We start from the raw sequence: 20,550 nt of genomic DNA, 5'->3' as shown, positions 1-20,550 counted from the left end.
AAACCGCCGGAGCGGTTATTATCTGAATGATGCAGAGTTGTACTTACAGGCAAGAACAACGCCATAAGCCAGGCGAACGCCGACAGAACCGGTATGTCTGACACGGTACTCAACCTCTATTTTCACATCACGCCTTCCCGCAGAAATGAAAATAACCGCTGAGCGGACATCACCAAACCCGGCGACTGACTGCGCAACGCCGTCAATACGTATGTTTACCTCGGTCCCCTGCAATTTTCCCAAGGGGTATCCCTGATGCTGCTCTACGCCAACAATGATAGTTGGTAAAACCAGCGCGATGGCGTAAGGCATACCGCCGACATACGTCAATGTCGATTTAACTGTCGTCCAGTCTCCGCCGTCACCATATATACTCCCTGCGCTCGCGGCAGGATAAATACCGGCCGTAACAACGTCACCGATTATCCGTTGTGCGTAGACAGTCCCGGTGAATTCGCCATCTACGGCATACAGCGTTCCGCGAATAATGGCTTCGTTAAACTCGGCTTTCCCGGTTTTGGCATCAATCAGGAATCCCTTTTTACCGGCAGAGTCATAGTTTTCAGACTGAAGCTTGTCTATCACCAGCAGGCTCTTTATCCACGCCTCATCCAGAAAAGCCTCCCGGATAAACACCTGTCCGCCCTTCATGTACATGAACAAATCCATAGATTTATTCACCGGGTTATAAAATGCAAACTGCTGCGCATTAAACCCAATCAGCGTGCTCACCTCACCGCCTTTCAGCTCGGCCCCGATAACCATGCCGGCGGAATAGTCCTCACCGTTGTAATGGATCCGGACTTTCATATCGTGGACCACCGATGCCTGACCGGATGCCATATCCCACTGTGCGCGGATAGAGTTCTGAGCCATGGCGAAACTGTCGTCTGCAGTCACCTTAACCGCGTCCAGTTTCTCTGCAAGTGCAGTCGTTTCCGTGACTGTGTAGTTGCGGACTTCGATGATTTCTGCTTTCATCGCGCCGGTTTCGCGCTGCCAGTAGCCCCACTGACCGTAAGCGTTATTGGCGTTGTTGATGATGGCTTCAAAGTTGTCATCAGCCTGAGACTGCAGGTCTTTGATGATTTGAGAGTCGCCCAGCCCGGCGGCCACTTCATCAATAATGGTCGATGCATCGAACTCGGCCACACCGCGCACAAACTCAGTCCAGGGGGACTGATTGCCGGTTTTATCTACCAGGCGGGCGCGGAAATAAAACGCGGTACCGGCGGCCAGACCGGCCAGTTCGTGAGAGCGGGACGGGTACGGCACATCAGCCAGCAGCAACAGATTCTGACCATCGTTGGTTTTGCTGTACTGAATTTCAGTTTTCAGGGTGTCTTCCGTAAATTTCCCAAACTCCCAGTTCAGTTTGATCCCGAATACCAGTGTGGATGCCCGGAAGTTCAGCGGCATCGGCGGATCACCCACTTTCCCGGTCAGCCGGGTTTCCTCTGAATACCCCCAGCCGCTGGAGATTTCCGCTGCATTTATCGCCCTGACCCGCACCAGATAGCGGCCGGAATAGACCCCGGGCACGTCAAATGAAGTGGTGGCATTACGCGGCACATTGATCCAGTTGCCGTCATCACGCCGCCACTGCGCCTCGTAGGCAATCGCGTTCTCCGCCAGTGACCAGGTAACCTGCATGGTTTCAATGCTGATCCCCTGGTTCACGACAGAATAAGAGCTGATAGTGATATCCTTCGGCGGGAACTGGTTACCGGGCGGAATAATACTGATTGGCCGTTCATCGAGTACCGCGCCGGTGTCTATCCGGTCGTATTTGTCCGGATCATGCATGGCCGCCGATATCGTGAACGTGCCGTCATCATTCTCAGTCACGCTCACCACCCGGTACTGCTGGGCGTACAGCTCGTCTGATTCTGTCACCCAGACACATTCCGGTTCCGGCGTTTCGCTGTATTCCGTGGTAACGGTGATCACGTTATCCGTGACCATCTGAATGGTACGAGCCTGTGATTTACCGGACGGCAGGTTCAGCATCAGCCGGTCACCCGGAGCGGCATCCGGTTTGCGGTCGAGGGTGATACTCCGGCCACTCACCGCACTGACGCGACCGCCGGTGACTTTCCCGGACAGGTTTTCATCCGCCACTGCAATGATGTATCCCGGCTGCGGAATATTACCGTCCAGCCCCACACCGAATGTCACCACCCGGTCTTTGTTGTTGGTGAGTATCCCCCAGCGGCCTTTGCGGTTGGCCTCTGACTGGCGGGTACAACCGATCGCTGTCATTTCCAGCTGATTAAAGCCGAACCGGTAAACCAGTTCATTTTCAAACACCGGCTCCATGGCATCGGCATAGCCGTTCAGCGGATCCGAGTACGACACCAGCGCGGAGGAATAACGGGCTTTACTGCTGCTGCCGGAATAAGTGAAACGACCGTCCAGCACGTTGGCTTTGGTGTAACTGTAATCAATGTCACGCGGCATATCCGCCAGGGTGATAATTTGATTGCCGCCCCAGTAGGTCATACCCCGGAAGATGGCGGCAAAGTCACGCAGTACGGTATAAGCTTCATTGCGATCCTGCACATACACATCACAGATATAGCGTGGCTCAGTACCACTGCCGCCTTTGCCGTCCGGTACCGGCTGGTCACAATACTGCGCAACACGGTACAGTTCCCATTTATCGATATTCTGCATTTTGATACGGTCCCCGAGGCCGAAGCGATCGGAAACCACGATATCGTAAAATATCCATGCGGGGTTATTGGTCCATGCCCACTTAAACGAACCATCCCAGGTGCCGGAGTACGTCCGGTGCTCCGGGTCATAGTTTGACGGTACACGGATAATACGCATCTTCGGCTCACAGGTGACCTGCGGGATAGAGCCGTTAAACTGTTTTGAGTCAAACTCGATATACAACAGCGCGGTATGCGGATACCTCAGTTTGACATCAATCACCTCGGTGTAACTCTGCAGCACCATGGTGTCACCAATTTTTGCGCTGTTGGCGTCTGCCGTGATTTTACGCACACGCAGTGTCCAGGATGTGGCCGACTGTGGCAGATCAATGCGGTGGGTACGCTCATAACCGGAAGTTGTTTTGCCCTTTACACGTCCGTCCACAACGGTTTTCCAGCTCCCACCGTCAGTCTGTAAATCAATGGCGTATGCCACCTCGTTACCGACCATATCCCCGTTATCCTCCTGGCGGAACAGGGACGGCCATTTCAGGCGGACGCGAACCGCGGACAATTGCGGGTTGGTGAATGCGTGCGCCCACTGTGTGCTGCTCTGCACGGTGGTACCAACCGTGATTTCATTCTCCGCCGCCGGCATCCCCTGAATATAGGTTTGCGCCTGGGTACCGGGGCGGTATTCCCACACCACACCTGGAAAGTTTTCCGACCCGTCAGCATTCAGCAGCGGCGTACCATCCAGAAAGATATTCTTCCCGGTCAGTTCACCGGCAAATTCCCCTTCACCGAGGGCGATCAGCAATTTGGCTTTTGCAACAGACTGTAAGTCGTCCGGCTGTTCGACGGGCGTGCGCGGGCTGCCACCGCCGCCTTTGCGGCCTGTGATTTGTGTCATTATGAATTTCCTGCTGAAAAACGGAGAAAGGATTACTGCTGATCTTCGACGTAAATACCGGCAGAGATAACGGCCCCGCCGATGCGGCGCTTACCGTAACCGATCGGTACCGGGTAGCCCTGGGAAACAGTATTCGTTGGGGCACCGAACGCATAGGACGGTTTATTTTCGCCCTGGTCTTTCATGGCGATCCCGTTTGGCTGCGGGGACAGCATCTGAATAACACCACCCAATATCATGGATGCACCGGTCATTGCTAACCCTGTCTCCAGAGCCCCCCCATGCAGCCAGTGATGTACCACCAGAAATAAAGGCGGCAGCCACCAGCACCGCGCCAAAAATAACCTGCAGCAACCCGCCGCTTTTGCTGCCGATCACCACAGGCACAATCCTGATGACATCATCAGTTACCGGAAAACCCAGGTCATCCACCCCGATATTCTTTTCCCCGCGAAATACCGCGTAAGTTAAGCCTCGTGATTTACTGGTATTCAGGAACCGCTCAAAGCCTGGAACAGTGCAGCACAATGCACGGACGGCTTCTGACGTGGTACAGACAAGCCGCTGATGCGTTTTACCAAAGGTTTTACCCAGCACACCACCAAGTTCAATTTTTGCCATTATTTCCTGTGACATATTTACCCCATAAAAAAAACCCGCCGGAGCGGGTTATTAAATATTACTGGTAACCACAATTATCTTTTAAATAATATGGCATGTGCCATGCAGTATTATTTTGTATAATAGTAAACTCTGGTTTCGCCCCTACATAACCACCATATGCGTTTTTGGCATTAAGTGTATAATCAACAATCCAACCAAAATTTACTTTGCTATTGAATATACACCAACCTTTCCTTGGCTCGTTGAATGAATATACTGCTGACATAGGGTCTTTTAATTGACCTTCCTGATATGACTTCACTTTGGATTCATATAGTTCTTTACTGGGTTTTTCACCGTAATCTGCATTTTGTACTTCAATATTTGTTGGCCGCGCAACACAACCAGATAAAAGTAATGCAATAGTAACAGTTAGTATCTTCTTCATAATTTCACCAATTAACAGAATATACTGATAAGAATAGCCATAACGGATCAGTCAGTCATGAATATTTTGTGTCTCAGTACCATAACTGTGCGATCACGCCAATAACCGCCATACGGCACCCGCTGGCTCAAATGCCCGTATAAATGATGCAGCAGCATATTATCAGCCAGCAGAATACCGGCATGATTGGCGACCGGTGCCTGTACCTGCATCACTATCAAATCGCTGGGCTGCGGATCATCAACCTGAATAAATCCCGCTTCCCGCCAGTTATCGGCGTAACGGTTTTCGCCCTGCTCCCACCAGGGATAGTCGACCCGGTAATCCGGCAGTTCGATGCCGCGCTCCTGCCGAAACCAACTCATAATCAGCCCCCAGCAGTCAGTAAACCCAAGCACAAACGGCCGACCGAGTAATGGCTGATCACCGCGTGGCTGAACAGTCCGCAGATCTCCTTCCGGCCAGCTAACGATGTACCACGGCACGCCAAGGGCATCACACTGCGCTTTATCCAGTTCTGACGGCCGGGTGGTGGCGTCAGGGTGACTGTGAACAATACCGGTCACCGTTCCCCAGTCTTCCGCAGCCGCGTAATCCTCCGGCGATAATACGAAATGATCTTCCGGTGTGGCCGCGATATTGCGGCAGGGAAAATATTTCACTACACGGGATTTCTGCGCGACCACCCCGCAGCACTCGCGGGGATATTCACGTTCAGCATGTGCAAAAATAGCCGCCTGAATATTTTCCTGCATCCCTATTTCCTCAGTAATGATGTTCCGGGAAAGCCGCCGAACGGGAGTGGGTTATCTTGACCAAAGCGCAAAGTACAGCCGTTGCCCAGCATACCGCTGCACTGATCCTGCGCGGGGTCGTCAACTGGATTTCCGTGTTTATCGAACCAGCCGTTCTGTCCGGCATAATCACAGCCGTCACCGGATTTATATTTGCCGCGGATGCACCAGGTACACATTGCATGCAGTTGCCGCGTCGGGATCAGCACCCCCTGCAAATCCATCGGGCTGGCTAAATCAAACTCAATAACCTCTTTGGTTTCCGAGGATTTGCTGTCGATATAAAAGACCGAGACTTTTTCCTGGGTAGGATCTGCCGCCGGGTTGCCATCCGGAAAATTCGCCGCATCCAGATAGTGCGCCAAGGTATCATGTATCGTGACTTTCGCTTTCAGCATGTCATCGTAGGCCAGACACAGAGCGGTGATTGAGCCATCTAGATTTGCCACCGATAACTTCGGCTGTGCGCCGGAGCCGGTTGTCGATGCCTCCAGCCCCTCAATCTGTACCGGCCAGGCGCGGTATTCACTGCCCTGCCACCAGATGGATTTCGCCGGTAATTTTTCCGGATCACCACCAGCGGCAGTAATCTCTGCCTCTGCGTGCTGGATATTGTATGCATGGAACCGCAAAACATCCGGCGCACCGAACGCAGTACCGTCAACCTCAAAAAGCCGGACGGCATTACCCGGTTCCAGCTTCTGGTAATCGTTTGTGATCATGGTTTAAATGCCTGGGTAAAAGTGAGAGAGAGTGAATAGTTGTCACCGCCGAGCGGGGTGAGTTTCGGATCATCGCAGCGATACAATCCGGTATTCTCCAGTGGCGGTGTCCACTGAAAAGCACGGATACCGCCGTGCCGGTCAATAAAATCCCGGATTGGCCGGATATAACTTTCCGTTCCGGTAAAATTCAGTGACCATTTCTGACTGCGGGGATTAATGCCGTCCCCGCAAACCTGTTCATAACCATCACCAAACTTCGCCTTACGGGTTCTGAAGGAAATATCGCCCTGCGGATTCAGGCGCGGACTCCAGGTGAATGTTTCTATCATCTCCCCCCCCTTAGCCAGATTCCAGACAGCCCCTCCGGGACGGGTGTCCCTGTCCATCAGTGCGCGGTACCGCTGGTCGACATACTGCCCTATATCTCTGCCGAACCGCTCAAGACCACCGGATGCCTGAATCTGCTGATTTCCGTCACTGTCGATTTGGATATTAACCACAGGTGCCGTACCACCGGCACTACTGCCACCATAGGCACGCACACCAAGGTTACCGTCCGGCCCGCGCCTGAGCGGCATAATCGCCTCAGATCCGGCTTCGCCCATCAGTCCTATATTGGGTGCGCCGCCCTTGGCGAACGGAAACACAGTCGGTGAGCTGACAATGCTGTTGCTGTATGCGCTCAATCCTGAAGAGTGATACACGCCGCCGGTCGCATTAGCTACAGCCCCCATTCCCATGAAATCACCAAACCAGGTGCCACTTAATCCATTTTTCAGACCATTAAAAATGGTCATCTGGACAATCATTTTTGTGATATCGGTGAGAATGGATTTCGTAAAGTCAGTGAAGCTTGCCCGTCCAGTGGTAAGAAAATCTGTAAACAGAGATGATGTGCTGTTAAGTACATTGGTTGACGCGCTACGCATCATTTCAAACGCATTTGCGCTACTGTCACTGAAATCCTGCCAGCCCCGCTTTAATCCTGACTGCCAATCGCCTTCTGCTTTATATTTATCTTTTGCAGCCTGCCGGACAATGTCTGTTTGCTTTTGCTGTTCGGCATTCAGGACGGCGGTCTGATCTTTGTATAACTGAGAGGTTTTATCCGAAATTTCTTTATCCAGCTGATAGCGGCGCTGACGAAAGTCATCCGCAATCCTCTGCTCTTCTAGCATTAGGTTATAATCCGCTGTCGGCATAATGATTTGCAGGCGCTGATTATCCGCCTCCTGCTGCATGGACCGGGTACGCTGAGTTATTTCAAAGTTCTGGTCATCAAATTTTTTACGCAGCCCTTTCAGTGCGATTTCCCGCTCAAGCCTGGCGTTGAGCTGTAACTGGGTACGGATAGACCCGGCGTTTTCCATCACACTCTTCTGAGCGGCATTCAGTTTTTTACCTGCCAGGCCGACCAGCTCCTGCTCAAATGCAATCAGCTTACTTTCGGATGCGGTCAGCTTTTCATTTTCAGCAAGCTGTACCCTGAGTGTGGCGGTTTGTTCCATCAGCTGCTGCGCACGGCGCTGCCCCTCCGGAATACCGCTGCCGCCGCGTCCCTTCTTATCCAGCGAACTGTAAAGGCTGTCGATCCCCTTCATTGTCTGCTCAAACTGCTTTGCATCCATCTGACCGGATTTCAGCTGCTCACGGGCGGCATTCTGCAGTTTCAGTTTTTCCGTATGCTTATCAGCACCCGCTTTATACGCCGAGTTTAACTGCAACTGCGCATCTAACTGCTCACGCGTGTTTTTTATCTGCTCCTTTTGCTGCTGCTCCTGCTGCATCCCTTTTATTGTTGCACCAATCTGCCATACCAGTTTTTCCTGGATCATGGCATTCATAGCAGAGGTCTGCACCTGTGCTGCGGCGTAAGAGGATTCAGACATGAAACTGGTCAGTGAACGATAGCGATCTTCAATATCCTTAACGCCTTTCTCATGAATGGCATTGACCCTGATCTGTTCTTCATTCAGTGTCTTTGTGGCATTCAGGGCGCTTTTTCTGGCCAGCTCTTTTGCCCCTTCAACATCCCCCTGACGTTCAAGCAGCGCAATCCGGTTTATAGTGGCCTCGTCAAAAATCAGACCTTCATTGATAAGCTGGCGCAGGCTCTGCAACGGCTGCTCGTTAATAGATGATAACTTTGTGATCAGGAGATCGGCGCTGCCGCCGGATTTTTCCAGCTGCACGCCGAATTCAGACACTTCACGCAGCATAGAGCCTGAAAAACCGGCAGTCGCTGCCGCCGTCACCGTTTTGTATGCCTCTGCTGTTCCGCCGAGCTGATTGGCCAGTGTGCGCAGCTGGTATACCGAATTATTCAGCCCCGCCCCGCCTTTCTGAATAGCGGCATTAAACGCCTTTTGCCGTTCTTCCGCTTCTCTGTATTGTGAATACAGATAAGTGGCAGCACCGGCGGCGCCCATCAAACCAATGCCGAGTGTTCCGCCCAGCATAGCCCAGGTGTTTTTCAGCAGGCCGCCTGCCTGTGCTGATGCCCGCTGTGCAAATGTCAGCTCTTTACTTGCACCGGCCAGCTGCGTGGTCGCCGCTGTCAGCTTTTGCTTACCCAGTGCCTCGTCAGCTTCCGCAGCGGCCAGCGCTGCCGAGCCGGATCTGAGACGATCCCTGGCTTTTTCTGCCAGGGCGTTTGCATTCGCTATCTTTCTGTCATTGATCGCCCGCTCTTTGCTGTATTGCTTGTCTATTGCATCGGCGGACATACCGTTTGCGAGGTTAACTTCCCGCATTTTTTCCATATGGGCATTCTGCACCATTGCCAGTTCACGCTGATACCTGGCAGACTCGCGCATTTCATGGCCCATTTTCATCTGCTGCATTGCTGCTTCTTTGGCGCTGTTAGCCTGTTTAATGTGGCTTTCAGCGACTTTTACTGCGTCATTTGCAGCAGCAATATCCATCTGCCGCTTCTCGCCCATAGACATTTTAAGGCGATCAACGTCATTGGCGGCCCGTTCCAGTGCCGGAATAAAGGCACTGAGAATAGATGAGCCGGCGACATTCGCGCCGGATGAAATATTGGTCAGCGATGTCCGTAAGTGTGCGAACCCGCCTTTAGCTCCGGTGTTACTCATTCGCGCAATACTGTTACCTGCCCGCTGAGCCTCAGTTGAAACCTGAGAAATCTGTTCGGCCGTTTTAGCCGACTCCCTGCCGATATTTTGTGTGAATTTTTTTGAGCTGGCGGATGCACTGTTATAGGCATCCTCCACATCAGACTTAAAACTGGCTGCGTTGAGGTGTAACGCAACCGCTAAACTTGCAACGTCAGCCATTTAAGATCCTCATTACATCATTGCACTGCGTGCTGATATCCGGTGATACCGTTGGTACCACTGTGTTTTCCCCGGCCTCACCCGCAGCCTCCTCTTCCAGCATAAAAAAAGCCCGCCAGTGATTGAGCAGATCGGCGGGCATGTCAGCCAGTTTCCGGGGGTCAGGTTCCCCCCACCGGTCTGCCAGCTGAAATAACAGATAGAGGCGGGGTGAGTCCGTCAGTTTTTTTTCGCGTCCTCAATAGTCCCGTAGCAATATTTTTGCAGGGTATTCATTGCATCCACAAAAACAGGATTACTGTGTGCATCAATAAGTTCTTCTGCCGTCGGCAGATTTTCCGCACTGATCGGGGTTCCGTTCTCATCACAGATAGCTGACAAAATCAGACCGGCCCCCGCAAGGGTGACCCCGGAATAATCACCGGCATCAAAGGCAGCCTTGCGCTCTTTTTCGTAGCGGTCAAGCTCCCCGACAGTGAGACGCCGCAGATAAACTTCTGTACCGAAGAGTGTGTGTTTTTCCGTGTGTGAATCCGGTTTTAACAGGGCTGATTTAAGATTCATTATTCTCCGTCTCCTGTTGGTAGTGTGACAGTGGTGGTTCCCCAGGTGATGTTGTTCTGCTTACCTTTCACGGTAATCTGGATCACCTCACTGGCTGGGGCGCTGATGTCGTTCATTTCCCAGCCTGACAACGCGAGGATCATTGTCGCTGTACGCCCGTTCGGCAGTGCAAAATAAAACTGCACGGTCTTACGCTGCTCGGCAGCATTGAGAAACGCGGCGAAATCAGCATTGCCGGGATCATCAATAAACCCTAGTGATTTTTCAGGCCCTTCCGGCAGATCGGAAATCGACTGTTTGTTGGTATCTTTCAGGGTGGTGCAGTCAATAAAACCACCGGTAAGCCCGGTAGCCCCCAGCGCTTTACAGTTAATCAGCGCTTTCATTTTGTCGACGGTATCACCGGCCTCACCGAATTTTACGATGGTACCGGCGGGCAACATGGCGTATTCCGGGGAGGATTTTTCTCCGGCCATAATAGTTCTCCAGGTTAACGATTTTCATTAATACCGGCGCGTATGGCGGCGGCAAGGGTGTTTAAAATATCTTTACGGTGATAATCCAGCGCAGGGCGTATAAACGGACGCGGGATCTGTTTTGATGTCCCGAATTCCTGAGCCTGCGCCTTCATGTGGTGCGCTTTTGACGGACCCACGCGAACGGTCATCAGGGTGATGTATTTTTTATCTTTCATCCGGTCAGTGGTTCTGACTTTGATGCTGTCCCGCATGTGGTCATCGTCGTGACTGCTGTCATAACCGGCGTACTGTTTCATATCCTCAGCAACAACGGTCATCGCCTCACGGCCTGCATCGCGCAGTATTCTGGATGTCAGCTTTTCCCCGAGATTCATCAGCTCCGCTTCCAGCCCGTCAAGGCCGGAAACCTTAACCGTAGTTCTCACGATACATCCTCCGGATAAGTGATAATAAAATCCCGCATGACTGACCAGCGGACGGTGTTTTTTGTCAGCTCTTCCCGCCCCTGCTGAAAACTACCACGCTGCACGGTCTGCACCGGATAATGACCGATGTAACCATGCTGGATTGGCTCCCAGGCATCACGGATAGCTTTATCCAGCAGCAGGGCTTTTTCGTAGTCATTCAGTACGTGAATGCCTATCTGAAAACGCGCCACGATAAGATGAGTGGTGACCATACCGGTGGAATAACGCGGATCACTGATACGCTGAAAGGTGATACCTTCTTGTGCATCTTTCGGTAACAACAGGGGGAAAACGGGCATTGCGGTGATAGCAGAAAGAGACGACTTGAGGTCACTTTCGATCATGTCGTATGTCTGCCTCCGTGGTAATAATCAGTTTCGCAGGGTCATTACGGTCACAGGCACGGACTGTAAAAAACCGGTTCTGGTATTCAATCACCCAGTCGATTTGCACATCCGCGCGTGGCCGCGCAGTAAACTGCATGGTTTCGATGACCTGATCCTGCTCTGCCGTCCGGATTTTACGGTTGGATATCGCCTCGGCTTTGGCCCACACCGTGATGACTTTCGTCAGTTCGGTACGGGAATCACCGAGCTCCCCGGTCACCACCTCCGGACGGTACAGGATGATGCGTTTGTTGAGTTCGCCGGCACGTAACCTGCTCATTCCAGGTACCTCACATAAGGTTGCAGCAGCGCATCAACCGCCATCGGCAACACTGCCACGGATTCACCGGTTACAACTGATTCGCGGTTTGCATACCAGTTACCCACCAGCAGGAGCATAGCGACTTCAATATCGCCGCTATAAATCAGAGTTGTTTCCGGATCGGGGCTTTCATCAGAATCCGTGATTAAGGTACGCCGGGTGTGATTTTCCACCAGGCGGCCGGCGGCAATAATGTAAGAGTTCAGTAACTCATCTTCATCATGGAAATCCGGATCCAGCCTCACCTGTTGTTTTGCACGTTCCAGAGAAAGCATTATTTCCCCTTAGCACCACGCTTGGATTCAGGTGCAGCTGGTTTTTCCGGCTCTGGCTCTGGCTCTGGCTCTGGCTCTGGCTCTGGCTCTGGCTCTGGCTCTGGCTCTGGCTCTGGCTCTGGCTCTGGCTCTGGCTCTGGCTCTGGCTCTGGCTCTGGCAGAATATTATCCGGAATTTCCCCGGCATAACCTTTCTGTATCAGTTCGCGGCCATGTAATTCTGACGTTTCAATTTCTTCACCTTCCACAACGACACGGTGTCCGAAATAAAATGCCCGGAGTACAGTCATTTTCATCATATGATCCTTACGAAAAAGCGGCCCGCAGGCCGCCTGTTTTCAGAGAATTATTCACCAGCACCGGCTACAGTGAAATTGCCATAAACAAAGGCTTCCGGGCGTTTTACTGCCAGAGCAAGGCGCTCTTCACAACGGATTGAGATCATGTTTTTCTCAAAATCGTCGGCGTTTTCAGTGGAGATCACCACATTGGTTTCTTCACGGTCAAACAACTGAGCACCGGCATTAAACGCCCCTGTCAGGAACTTACCTTTGAATGCTGCCGTTTCTGTTGCCACAACCGGCAATCCCCACAGTGTAGGGCCGGTAAGTGAGGCCGGATTGGCAAGGATGTAGCGCCCCAGCGAATCCTTGGTCAGTTCGATTTTCGCCCAGTCAATAAAGTGCAGGACATGCCCGGATGCCGGGAAACGTGCCAGCTGAGACTGCAGCATCGCCAGGCGCAGATCATCAATACCATTCTGTTTTTCAACGCTGAATTCAGCTTTGTATTTCGATGCCTGCGGGATAATGCCGTGCAGATGCGCCCCGGAGCCGTCACCGAACAAAATTTCCTGTTCTTCAACAAACTTCAGGCCGTAACGCATTTCAGCATCCACCAGTGACTGCAGTTGTGAAAAGTCATCCAGGATCTGCTTGGATGCTTTAAACATGTGAGCAACAGTGGTTACCGGGGTGATTTTGGTTGCAAACTCAATATCACTGTAAGGCTTGGTGGTATTTTCCGGAACCACTGCTGCCTTATTAGTAAATCCGGTCTGCTGAACCCAGAAGATTGCCGGTGACTGCGTTTTTCCCGGAGCAATCAAATCACGGATAAATAACCGTTGTTTTGGTGCCACATCAACACCCGGCAGACGGTGAGGCTCAACAACACCTTCGGCAACACCGGTTGAAATCAGCGCCGCCTGTACCGGTACAGAAATGCGTTTATTCCCCTGAATGCTGGAGTTAATATCTTTCAGTACTTCCGCAGAAATCAGTTGCTGACCAAAGGACTGCGCGGCTTTCAGGGCATTCTGAAGAGGCATCTGGGCAATGTGCTGTTCCAGTTCCCCCATCGCAGATTTAATGGTTTTTTCGGCTTCGCGCAGCGCGTTAAGCTCCAGCGCCATTTTATCAACAGCCTCTTTTGTCTCTGCACTGAGTCCGCCCGCTTTTTGTGCTTCTGTCAGTGCGCTCTCCGCCTTGGCATTAAAGTCGCTGTTTGCTTTTTCAATCTGCGCTTTCAGGCTTTTCAGTAATTCGTTTGTATCAGACATAATGTCTCCAGTAATTAACGTGCCGGAGTAAAGGCTCTTACCGCCTCTTCCAGTTCAGATAAGGTTTGTGGATTTATTTCAGTGGCAGCGCATGGCGTACCTTCAGGGTCGGAAGCAGCGCCCGGCATACTTCCCGTTAAAGCAGAAATCAGTTTCCGGCGCTCAGAGCGCGGTGTGTTTGTTTTTGCCAGCAGCGCATCAATTTTTCTGACAGCGGCCTGCGGGGTTTCGTCACCGTTATCGATAGCGTCCGCTGCCAGAAGGCCATCGGCAAACCCGCTATCAATGGCATCGCTGCTGCCGATATAGGTTTCTTCATCCATCATCCGGCAGATATCTTTTTCATCCTGTCCGGTTCTGGCCATGTAGATACCCGCCATGGCTTTATCAAACGGCTCAAGATCAGCGGCCAGTTTTGCAAAATCATGTCGGTTACCCATGCTGATAGCCCAGCAGTTATGAATCATCAGAAACGCGCCCCGGCCCATCAGAATTTCATCTCCGGCCATCGCGATTATTGATGCTGCTGACGCGGCGATACCCAGGACATTGACGGTGACATGACCATTGTGTGCCCTGAGCAGGTTGTAAATAGCCAGACCTTCGAACATGTCACCGCCGGGGCTGTTAATGTTTACCACCACATCATTGTCACCGATAACCCGCAGCGCTGCGGCAATCCGCTTTGCGGAAACACCATCACCCCACATATCGGCACCGATCACATCAAGAATGGAAATAGTGTTATCAGCGCTGGCGGCTTTTATGCCGCTGTTCCAGTTTTCCAGCGCTTTCGGTTTCAGTTCATAATTAACTGACGCGCAGGGGCGACCCTCCGGCGCTGCCGGCAGGTTACTTTTTTTCATGAAATTTACTCCCCGGAATGAGGTGATTGCGTGGATTGTTGTTGCGGACCCGCTGCGGCAGAAGATGATTCAGGGAAAAGCCAGTTCGCTATTCCTGCCCGCAGTTTTTCTGATTCATTTTTCCCGTTGTCTTTACCGAGCTGATCGATCGGGGTCAGGTTAAGCTGGACAGTATAAATATCGCCACCATCAATCGGCGGAAGATTCTCAAGACGGCGGACATCATTGCGGCTCATCCATCCGTTTTGCAGTGATGTTGTGTAGTAAGCTGAACGCCCCGCGCTGTCTGCCCTGAATAACCCCTCAACAGAAAATTCAGCATAATAATCATCGTCATCGTTCAGCAGGCAACGGCTGATTTCCTGTTCGATATTCACCAGCAGCGGACGCAGTGTATTGGTCAGAAACTGCATATTCATCCCTTCCACACTTGACGCCCAGCTGCTCTGTTTATCCATGTGACCAACCATGAACGGCGGCACGCGGAACCAGCGGCAAATCTCCTCTATGCTGAAGGTCCGGCTTTCCAGCATCTGAGCAGCCTCCGGGTTCATGGTGACATTGTTGTATTTCATCCCCCCTTCAAGCACCATAATTTTCCCGGCATTTTTCGAGCCGACAAATGCCTCAATATATTTTCTGATCCTCCCGCGCTGATCATCGTTCAGCGGCATCTCAGCTGACAGAAACCCGGAACTCTGAAGACCGTTTTCGAATATTTTTGCGGCGGACTCCTCGACAGACATCGCGGCACCAATCACATCACGCCCGGTTTTTACCGGGATCATGCCGCAGATACCATCCATCCCGAAACCACGTATATGCATCATCGATTTCAGAGGAATATCGCGCTTTGTCTGTGTCAGCGGGTCGGTATATTCATATTCCAGACGACCGCTTTTTCCGCGTCTTACCACCATGTTCTGTGGTAAGAGCGGGTGCAAAGCGACCAGTTTTGATCCGATATACCGCTTCTCAATAAAGCTGTTACCCCGCAGGCAGATACTGGCGACCACCATCAGCATAAAACGGGATGGTGTCATCTCGGCGTTCGGCTGCTTACATAAAAGCCGGTATACCGGATGCTCTTTCGCCAGCGTCCGGGAGCCGTCACGCTGATTCTGATAGATTTTCAGCGGTAATGTTGAGATGGACTCACTGAGCAGGCGCACACAGGACCATACCGCAGACAGCTGCATGGCTTTATCTGCCGTCACTACCTTTCCGCTGCTGCTGGTACCGGCCCATTCCTGCCAGAACTCACCGGATGTCAGATGAACAGGCACACCCAGCCAGTTAAGCAGCGCACTGCGGATGCGGCCCAGTTGCTTATTTTGCTTCATTAAATACCTACCATAATTGGGTTTTCAAAGAATCCGGAAAGATCCTGCTTATCCTCCCCGCCGTTCACCATCTGGCGTGATTTGGCCGTAAACAGCGCGACCGGTCCGTCGATTTTGTTTTCCGGTGTCGATTTGTTCGGGAAAATGTTGTCGTTTTTGTCCGGTTTTACGGTCACGTTCGACATCATCCAGGACATCATCGGATTGTGATCATGGTGAAATTTTCCGGAATAGACATCGGCCTGTACTGTTTTCATGGATTCAGACATGTTTTTCACCGTCTGCGCCACTTCCACCAGCGGGATCCCCTCTTCCGCCAGGCGGCGTGAGAACTGCACCGCGCTCCACGGGTCAAACCCGAGCTCACGCAGGTCATCACCTTCGCACCATGCCAGAATGTCGGCTTTGATGATGTCATGATCAATAACCTCACCATCAGTCAGCTCCAGATGCCCGGCGGCCGCCCATTTCCGGTACAGCTCCGCAATATGATTCGGTGCGGTTTCTATCCGGTCTTCCGGCAGCCAGAATTTACACTTAACATGCACCTGTCCGCGCGGATCTTCATAAACCTTAATTGCCGCGGCCACGTCGATTTTATTTGCCAGGTCAACACCGACCCAGACCGGGCAGTTCTTCAGTTCATCATCCGGCGCGTTTTCAGGGCAGTTGTCCCATTTTCCTGAGTCCATCCAGATCGACTCCGCGTTAACCCACATATTGAGGTGTTTGGTCAGAAAGTTAGGCCGGGCGGCAATCTGCTCTTTTGCTTTTTTCGCCAGGCGGCGCATATCATCAAAGCGCTTGCAGACACCCAGCCCCGGATTAGCCTTTATCCAGACAGACTCATCGAACGGTTCATCATCTTTATCCAGCGTGTAAATGGCCGCGAAAAAAGTGTCATCCTCCACTACGCCCCGCAGTACCTTGATGGCGTAATCCCGCAGTTCGTAGCAGATGCCTTCGCGGTTAAATCCCGCGGTGGTGATCGCAAACAGAAGCGATTGCAGACGGGCACCGGTCCCGGTTTCCAGCACATCCCACACATCACGGGTTTTGTGGGCGTGAAGTTCGTCCACAATGCCGCAGTGAATATTCAGGCCGTCGAGGTTGTTTGCATCGCTGGAAAGCGGCTCAAACTTGGATGCGGACCGCTCCTGGTAAATCGCCAGCTTATTAAATTCAAACAGGCGGCCGAGTGAGCTTTTGGCCTTTTTAATCATGTTTTTCGCATCTTCAAACACGATACGGGCCTGATCACGGGTTGTAGCTGCCGAGTAAACCTCGGCGCCCCCCTCACCGTCAGCACCGGTCATATACAGGCCGATGCCGGATGAAAGTGTGGATTTGGCGTTTTTACGTGCAACTTCGTTATAGGCTGTCCGGAAGCGACGAACCAGTACCGGATCGCCGTCATCGTCGTACTGAGCCTCACCGCTGAGTTCATCAACCAGCGGGATCACGAAACCAAAGATATTAATCAGAATAAAGGTATGCCACGGCATCAGCTCTATCGGCTTGCCTGCCAGCGCCCCTTTGACGTGCGGGACAAACTGGTAAAAATCCAGAATATGCTGGGCGCGTTCTTCAATGAAAAAGATGTCGCGCTCAGGGCCACGCTCTAAATCATCAAGAAACCGCTGACACGCCAGGCGTATCAGTTCGCCCGTAACTATTTCTCCGGCAACTACCTGTTCGGCGTACCGGATCCCATCTGCTACGGTTGCCATTCATCATTTGCGCTTTTTCATAAATGCCTCGAAAGGGTCTTCTTCGGCTGGTGTGTTAATCGTTACCTTCGAGCGGGACGCCGGGGTCATACCAAATTCACCCAGCATTGCCCGGATCCGTTTCCAGGCATCGGCTTTCATTGCCGCCACCGGGTGTGCTTTTATCAGTGTGCCGCCATCACTCTGTGTTGTGTAGGTGTAACCTTCTTCGTCCAGGGTATCGCAGTGCTGCCGGTATTCGGTGTATACCTCGATCAGCAGCTCCAGCGCTTTGGCATCCATCGAACTCATCACGCCCATGGCATCGAGTTCTTCCCCGATCCGCTTAAACCAGTATTTCCCCTGCTTGGTAAAATGCTTCGGAGTTGGGGGTACCCCTGACGGCGGTTTCGGTTCTTTTTTATTGATCGGGCGTTTTGATGGGTTACCCCTGACCAAACGCAGGTGTGACGGGGTTTTCGGTGGTCCCGACATAATCGTTTTCTCCTATTGATTCCCATCCGGGGATCCCGGAAAAAAGTTTTCTAACCTGCGGCGATCTGAAAAGAGGTAAGGCGGCGGTCCTCTGGCCGTGGGGCGGCAGGGATTTGACCTCCCCCTCCCCCATGCATCATCAGCAGTCAGCCGCGATTACGTTCTGTTGCCGTCTTATGGTAGTGACAGGGCCAGCACAGGCTTTGCAGATTACTTTCCGCATCGGTCCCCCCCATGAGCTTTCGGGGTGATGTGGTCCACTGTCTTTGCCTCTGTTGCGCGACCGTCACTCAGGCACTGCTGGCACAAATGTTTGTCCCTGCTCAGCACCACAGCACGCAACCGGTCCCACCTGGTACCGTAGCCGCGCTCGTGTCTGCTCTTACCCTGCTGGTGGTTCTCCCAGCCTGTATTTCGGTGTTCTTCGCAGTAGCCGCTGCGGTCGGTGGTTGTCTTTGCGCAGCCACGTTTGCGGCAGGCCCGGGGGATGCGTGGTGGCATTAAAATTCTCCAATAAAAAACCCGCACGTGGCGGGTCATTATGTTCTTTTTGTGATTTGCAACAGAGCAGGAACTCAAGCTTTCCGAAGTTATATTTCTATGTACCTATATTTAATTAAACCTTAGCTCTTTCCTTGCGTCATCTATAATAGGATTAATAATTGAATTTATTGCCTCACTTAGTTGACCATATGCGATAAAATTGTGGAACCCCTCTTTATGTACTGAGTATTCAAGTGATTCTGATTTTGTAAAATATTCTTCTAAAAGTTCTTTTGCTTTTTTGCTTAAAGATATTGGCGACAGTATATAAATTCGGCGAATAACAATACTTAATTCATCATACCGACTCCACTCAAAATTAATATTCGGTATAATTTCATTATCTGACCTTTCAATTTGATAAACAATTTCAAAGTGCCTTGACGCCTTTTTGTAAATGGATTCCATTTCTATTAATGCATCAATTAACGTATTGTACGACTGACTCTTCCTTTCCCACCATTTTTCTTTGTAAAATTTATTCATGGCAATTCGTGAAGTAATAATTGCAGCAAGACTACCCGTAATTAACGCAACAACTGAATTCACAGATAGACTAATCCAATCAAACATAAGTGTACACTCCATAATATTTAGCATCTCCCTATTAATATACGCGATCAAGCCTTTGCTGTTCAAATACCAGCTTATCGTGGCTTTCTATTTCGCTCTGTATCCGCTTTCCGGATATCAATCAACTGCCCGTTAGCCTTATCCAATGCCATCAGCAGCGGCTCTATCCACTCAACCGCCTGGCAATATGTCAGTCGGCGGGTGGCAGCGGTACCAGCACCGGCTGGGTCAGTGATGCCGGAATCGAAACGCATTGCTGATTCACGGATGGCGTAGACGTGGTTGAGCAACCCATCAGAAACAGGCTGAGGGATATACAGATTGCAGGTAGGCTCTTTCCGGATGATGGTACGGTATTCAATCTGCTTCTCCTGTGATTTGGCCTCGATGCGCATGCTGCGGTTGGCGTTCGCTGCGGCCACGCGGTCAAAGATATCGATGCTGGTGTAAGCGTTATCAATCACCTTTTGCTGATCGGTGATTACATCGTCTTTGTGTTGGCCTTCCGTTTTCTCGGCTGACAGCATGCTGAACATCCATAACCCGAAGAACACAACTGCCCACAACCAGCCGTTGAGCAATACAGTGATTACCCTTTTCATGGCGCTTCACACTCATAGTGGATCACACCTTCCAGCTGGTTACCCGGCAGCGGCTTACAGTGACTCTCGAGTGAATACAGATAACAACCCGCCAACAGAGCAGTAGTCAGCAGGATGATAGCAATGATGATCTGCATTAAAGGGTTCCGTGGCATACCGCTTTCTCCGTCTCGCGCCGGTTGATCAGACCCTGCCACTGTTTACCTCCGGCAAACGTCCAGCGCTTCATTTCGTCACATGCACCGGCGATATCACCGGCATTGAGTTTGCGCAGCATAGTGGAGCGCGAGAACGCACCGGTTCCGGTGTTATATGCAAATGAATAGATGGCCGCCCGGGTATTGTCATCAATCGGCACTTTGATCATCGGGTCAACCGCGCGCCGGACTTTCGTCAGGTCGTCATGCAACAGCGCCTTACATTCAGCGTCCGTGTACAGCTTGCCGGGCTGAATATCACTGCCGGTATGGCCGTAACATACGGTGAGCACTCCGGCCACATCACGATAAGGTTTGTACTCAACACCCTCATATGCGGGGATCAGCACCAGCGCACCGGCAATTGCCCCGGCAGCACAAGCGGCCATGACTTTTTTAAATAATCGGTTATTCATGATGTTCTCCGGCTTTCAGTTGGAATTCTTTCCGTTTGTAATACCAGTTCACCAGGAACGTCCCGATGGTGCAGACGATACCGGCAACGATAGCCCATTGATCCAGAGACAGAGCACCAAAAGCAGCAGTAAAGACACCCCACGCATACGCCGCAGGGCTGGAATATTTATCGGACATACGCATTTTTCCACCCCCTGCGGAGTGTTCCGTGTGTGAATTGATAGGGAAATGCCGCAACCGGTTTATATGTTTTAAACAGGTTAAAGTGAGGTGGCTGCGGCATTGTTCGGATAATCCCACCAGCGGCGG

23 protein-coding genes and 2 pseudogenes are annotated in these 20,550 nt (G+C 51.7%); all 25 read right to left on the bottom strand.

The features are described from left to right. Window positions 1-18: 18 nt before the first annotated feature. Entirely contained in the window at window positions 19-3,573 is a 3,555-nt protein-coding gene (locus JL661_RS06690; RefSeq protein ID WP_073970157.1) for a TipJ family phage tail tip protein, read from the bottom strand. Window positions 3,574-3,605: 32 nt separating this feature from the next. Beyond that, window positions 3,606-4,209, bottom strand: a pseudogene (locus JL661_RS06685) (tail assembly protein). A gap of 43 nt (window positions 4,210-4,252) precedes the next feature. Continuing rightward, on the bottom strand, window positions 4,253-4,624 hold the full coding sequence (locus tag JL661_RS06680) for a hypothetical protein (RefSeq protein ID WP_052956682.1): 372 nt from the start codon (window positions 4,622-4,624) through the stop codon (window positions 4,253-4,255). Window positions 4,625-4,671: 47 nt separating this feature from the next. Then, window positions 4,672-5,379, bottom strand: coding sequence for a C40 family peptidase (locus JL661_RS06675; RefSeq protein ID WP_062771442.1), 708 nt, complete (start codon window positions 5,377-5,379; stop codon window positions 4,672-4,674). A 2-nt stretch (window positions 5,380-5,381) separates the two neighbouring features. Beyond that, window positions 5,382-6,140, bottom strand: a complete 759-nt coding sequence (locus tag JL661_RS06670) for a phage minor tail protein L (RefSeq protein ID WP_062771440.1) — start codon at window positions 6,138-6,140, stop codon at window positions 5,382-5,384. Next, window positions 6,137-9,442 carry a phage tail tape measure protein gene (locus tag JL661_RS06665; protein WP_218481037.1) on the bottom strand — a complete coding sequence of 1,102 codons (3,306 nt, stop codon included), beginning with the start codon at window positions 9,440-9,442 and terminating at the stop codon, window positions 6,137-6,139. Before JL661_RS06665 ends, JL661_RS06670 begins: the two co-directional genes overlap by 4 nt. A 219-nt stretch (window positions 9,443-9,661) precedes the next feature. Continuing rightward, window positions 9,662-10,006: a hypothetical protein gene (locus JL661_RS06660; protein WP_036422648.1), complete on the bottom strand. Its 345-nt coding sequence runs from the start codon at window positions 10,004-10,006 to the stop codon at window positions 9,662-9,664. Next, the gene (locus JL661_RS06655) at window positions 10,006-10,482 is read right to left on the bottom strand and encodes a phage tail protein (RefSeq protein WP_062771435.1); all 477 of its coding nucleotides are present in this window, start codon (window positions 10,480-10,482) and stop codon (window positions 10,006-10,008) included. The genes JL661_RS06660 and JL661_RS06655 overlap by 1 nt, the downstream gene beginning before the upstream one ends. A gap of 14 nt (window positions 10,483-10,496) precedes the next feature. Next, the gene (locus JL661_RS06650; protein ID WP_405083899.1) at window positions 10,497-10,910 is read right to left on the bottom strand and encodes an HK97-gp10 family putative phage morphogenesis protein; all 414 of its coding nucleotides are present in this window, start codon (window positions 10,908-10,910) and stop codon (window positions 10,497-10,499) included. Next, on the bottom strand, window positions 10,907-11,296 hold the full coding sequence (locus JL661_RS06645) for a hypothetical protein (RefSeq protein ID WP_062771433.1): 390 nt from the start codon (window positions 11,294-11,296) through the stop codon (window positions 10,907-10,909). Before JL661_RS06645 ends, JL661_RS06650 begins: the two co-directional genes overlap by 4 nt. Further along, window positions 11,283-11,618: a phage head closure protein gene (locus JL661_RS06640; protein WP_062771431.1), complete on the bottom strand. Its 336-nt coding sequence runs from the start codon at window positions 11,616-11,618 to the stop codon at window positions 11,283-11,285. Before JL661_RS06640 ends, JL661_RS06645 begins: the two co-directional genes overlap by 14 nt. Continuing rightward, window positions 11,615-11,935 (bottom strand): head-tail connector protein, encoded by a 321-nt coding sequence (locus JL661_RS06635; protein WP_062771429.1) that lies wholly within the window; start codon window positions 11,933-11,935, stop codon window positions 11,615-11,617. The genes JL661_RS06640 and JL661_RS06635 overlap by 4 nt, the downstream gene beginning before the upstream one ends. Then, complete coding sequence (locus JL661_RS06630; RefSeq protein ID WP_218481064.1) at window positions 11,935-12,234, bottom strand: DUF7210 family protein; 300 nt, start codon at window positions 12,232-12,234, stop codon at window positions 11,935-11,937. The genes JL661_RS06635 and JL661_RS06630 overlap by 1 nt, the downstream gene beginning before the upstream one ends. Window positions 12,235-12,281: 47 nt before the next feature. Further along, window positions 12,282-13,496: a phage major capsid protein gene (locus JL661_RS06625; protein ID WP_062771425.1), complete on the bottom strand. Its 1,215-nt coding sequence runs from the start codon at window positions 13,494-13,496 to the stop codon at window positions 12,282-12,284. Between the two features lie 14 nt (window positions 13,497-13,510). Then, the gene (locus JL661_RS06620; protein WP_062771424.1) at window positions 13,511-14,362 is read right to left on the bottom strand and encodes a head maturation protease, ClpP-related; all 852 of its coding nucleotides are present in this window, start codon (window positions 14,360-14,362) and stop codon (window positions 13,511-13,513) included. 5 nt (window positions 14,363-14,367) lie between these two features. Further along, window positions 14,368-15,705: a phage portal protein gene (locus JL661_RS06615; RefSeq protein ID WP_062771422.1), complete on the bottom strand. Its 1,338-nt coding sequence runs from the start codon at window positions 15,703-15,705 to the stop codon at window positions 14,368-14,370. Continuing rightward, window positions 15,705-17,435, bottom strand: a complete 1,731-nt coding sequence (locus JL661_RS06610) for a terminase large subunit (protein ID WP_062771420.1) — start codon at window positions 17,433-17,435, stop codon at window positions 15,705-15,707. The genes JL661_RS06615 and JL661_RS06610 overlap by 1 nt, the downstream gene beginning before the upstream one ends. A gap of 3 nt (window positions 17,436-17,438) precedes the next feature. Further along, window positions 17,439-17,909, bottom strand: coding sequence for a phage terminase small subunit P27 family (locus JL661_RS06605; RefSeq protein ID WP_062771418.1), 471 nt, complete (start codon window positions 17,907-17,909; stop codon window positions 17,439-17,441). Between the two features lie 146 nt (window positions 17,910-18,055). Further along, window positions 18,056-18,199, bottom strand: a complete 144-nt coding sequence (locus JL661_RS18655; RefSeq protein WP_425593541.1) for an HNH endonuclease — start codon at window positions 18,197-18,199, stop codon at window positions 18,056-18,058. A gap of 151 nt (window positions 18,200-18,350) precedes the next feature. Then, a pseudogene (locus JL661_RS18730) lies at window positions 18,351-18,410 on the bottom strand (HNH endonuclease); the annotation flags it as partial. Between the two features lie 111 nt (window positions 18,411-18,521). After that, window positions 18,522-19,025 (bottom strand): hypothetical protein, encoded by a 504-nt coding sequence (locus tag JL661_RS06595; RefSeq protein ID WP_150974937.1) that lies wholly within the window; start codon window positions 19,023-19,025, stop codon window positions 18,522-18,524. 74 nt (window positions 19,026-19,099) lie between these two features. After that, on the bottom strand, window positions 19,100-19,627 hold the full coding sequence (locus tag JL661_RS06590) for a hypothetical protein (RefSeq protein WP_062771413.1): 528 nt from the start codon (window positions 19,625-19,627) through the stop codon (window positions 19,100-19,102). Continuing rightward, window positions 19,624-19,764: a hypothetical protein gene (locus tag JL661_RS06585; protein WP_162268131.1), complete on the bottom strand. Its 141-nt coding sequence runs from the start codon at window positions 19,762-19,764 to the stop codon at window positions 19,624-19,626. Before JL661_RS06585 ends, JL661_RS06590 begins: the two co-directional genes overlap by 4 nt. Then, window positions 19,764-20,240, bottom strand: coding sequence for a lysozyme (locus JL661_RS06580; RefSeq protein WP_036413627.1), 477 nt, complete (start codon window positions 20,238-20,240; stop codon window positions 19,764-19,766). The genes JL661_RS06585 and JL661_RS06580 overlap by 1 nt, the downstream gene beginning before the upstream one ends. Further along, the gene (locus tag JL661_RS06575; RefSeq protein ID WP_036418393.1) at window positions 20,233-20,424 is read right to left on the bottom strand and encodes a phage holin family protein; all 192 of its coding nucleotides are present in this window, start codon (window positions 20,422-20,424) and stop codon (window positions 20,233-20,235) included. The genes JL661_RS06580 and JL661_RS06575 overlap by 8 nt, the downstream gene beginning before the upstream one ends. Window positions 20,425-20,550: the final 126 nt, after the last annotated feature.

The organism is Morganella morganii (assembly GCF_019243775.1).
Taxonomy (GTDB): domain Bacteria; phylum Pseudomonadota; class Gammaproteobacteria; order Enterobacterales; family Enterobacteriaceae; genus Morganella; species Morganella morganii.
Note: the sequence above shows the minus strand (reverse complement) of the source record. Positions and strands in the feature narration are given on the sequence as shown.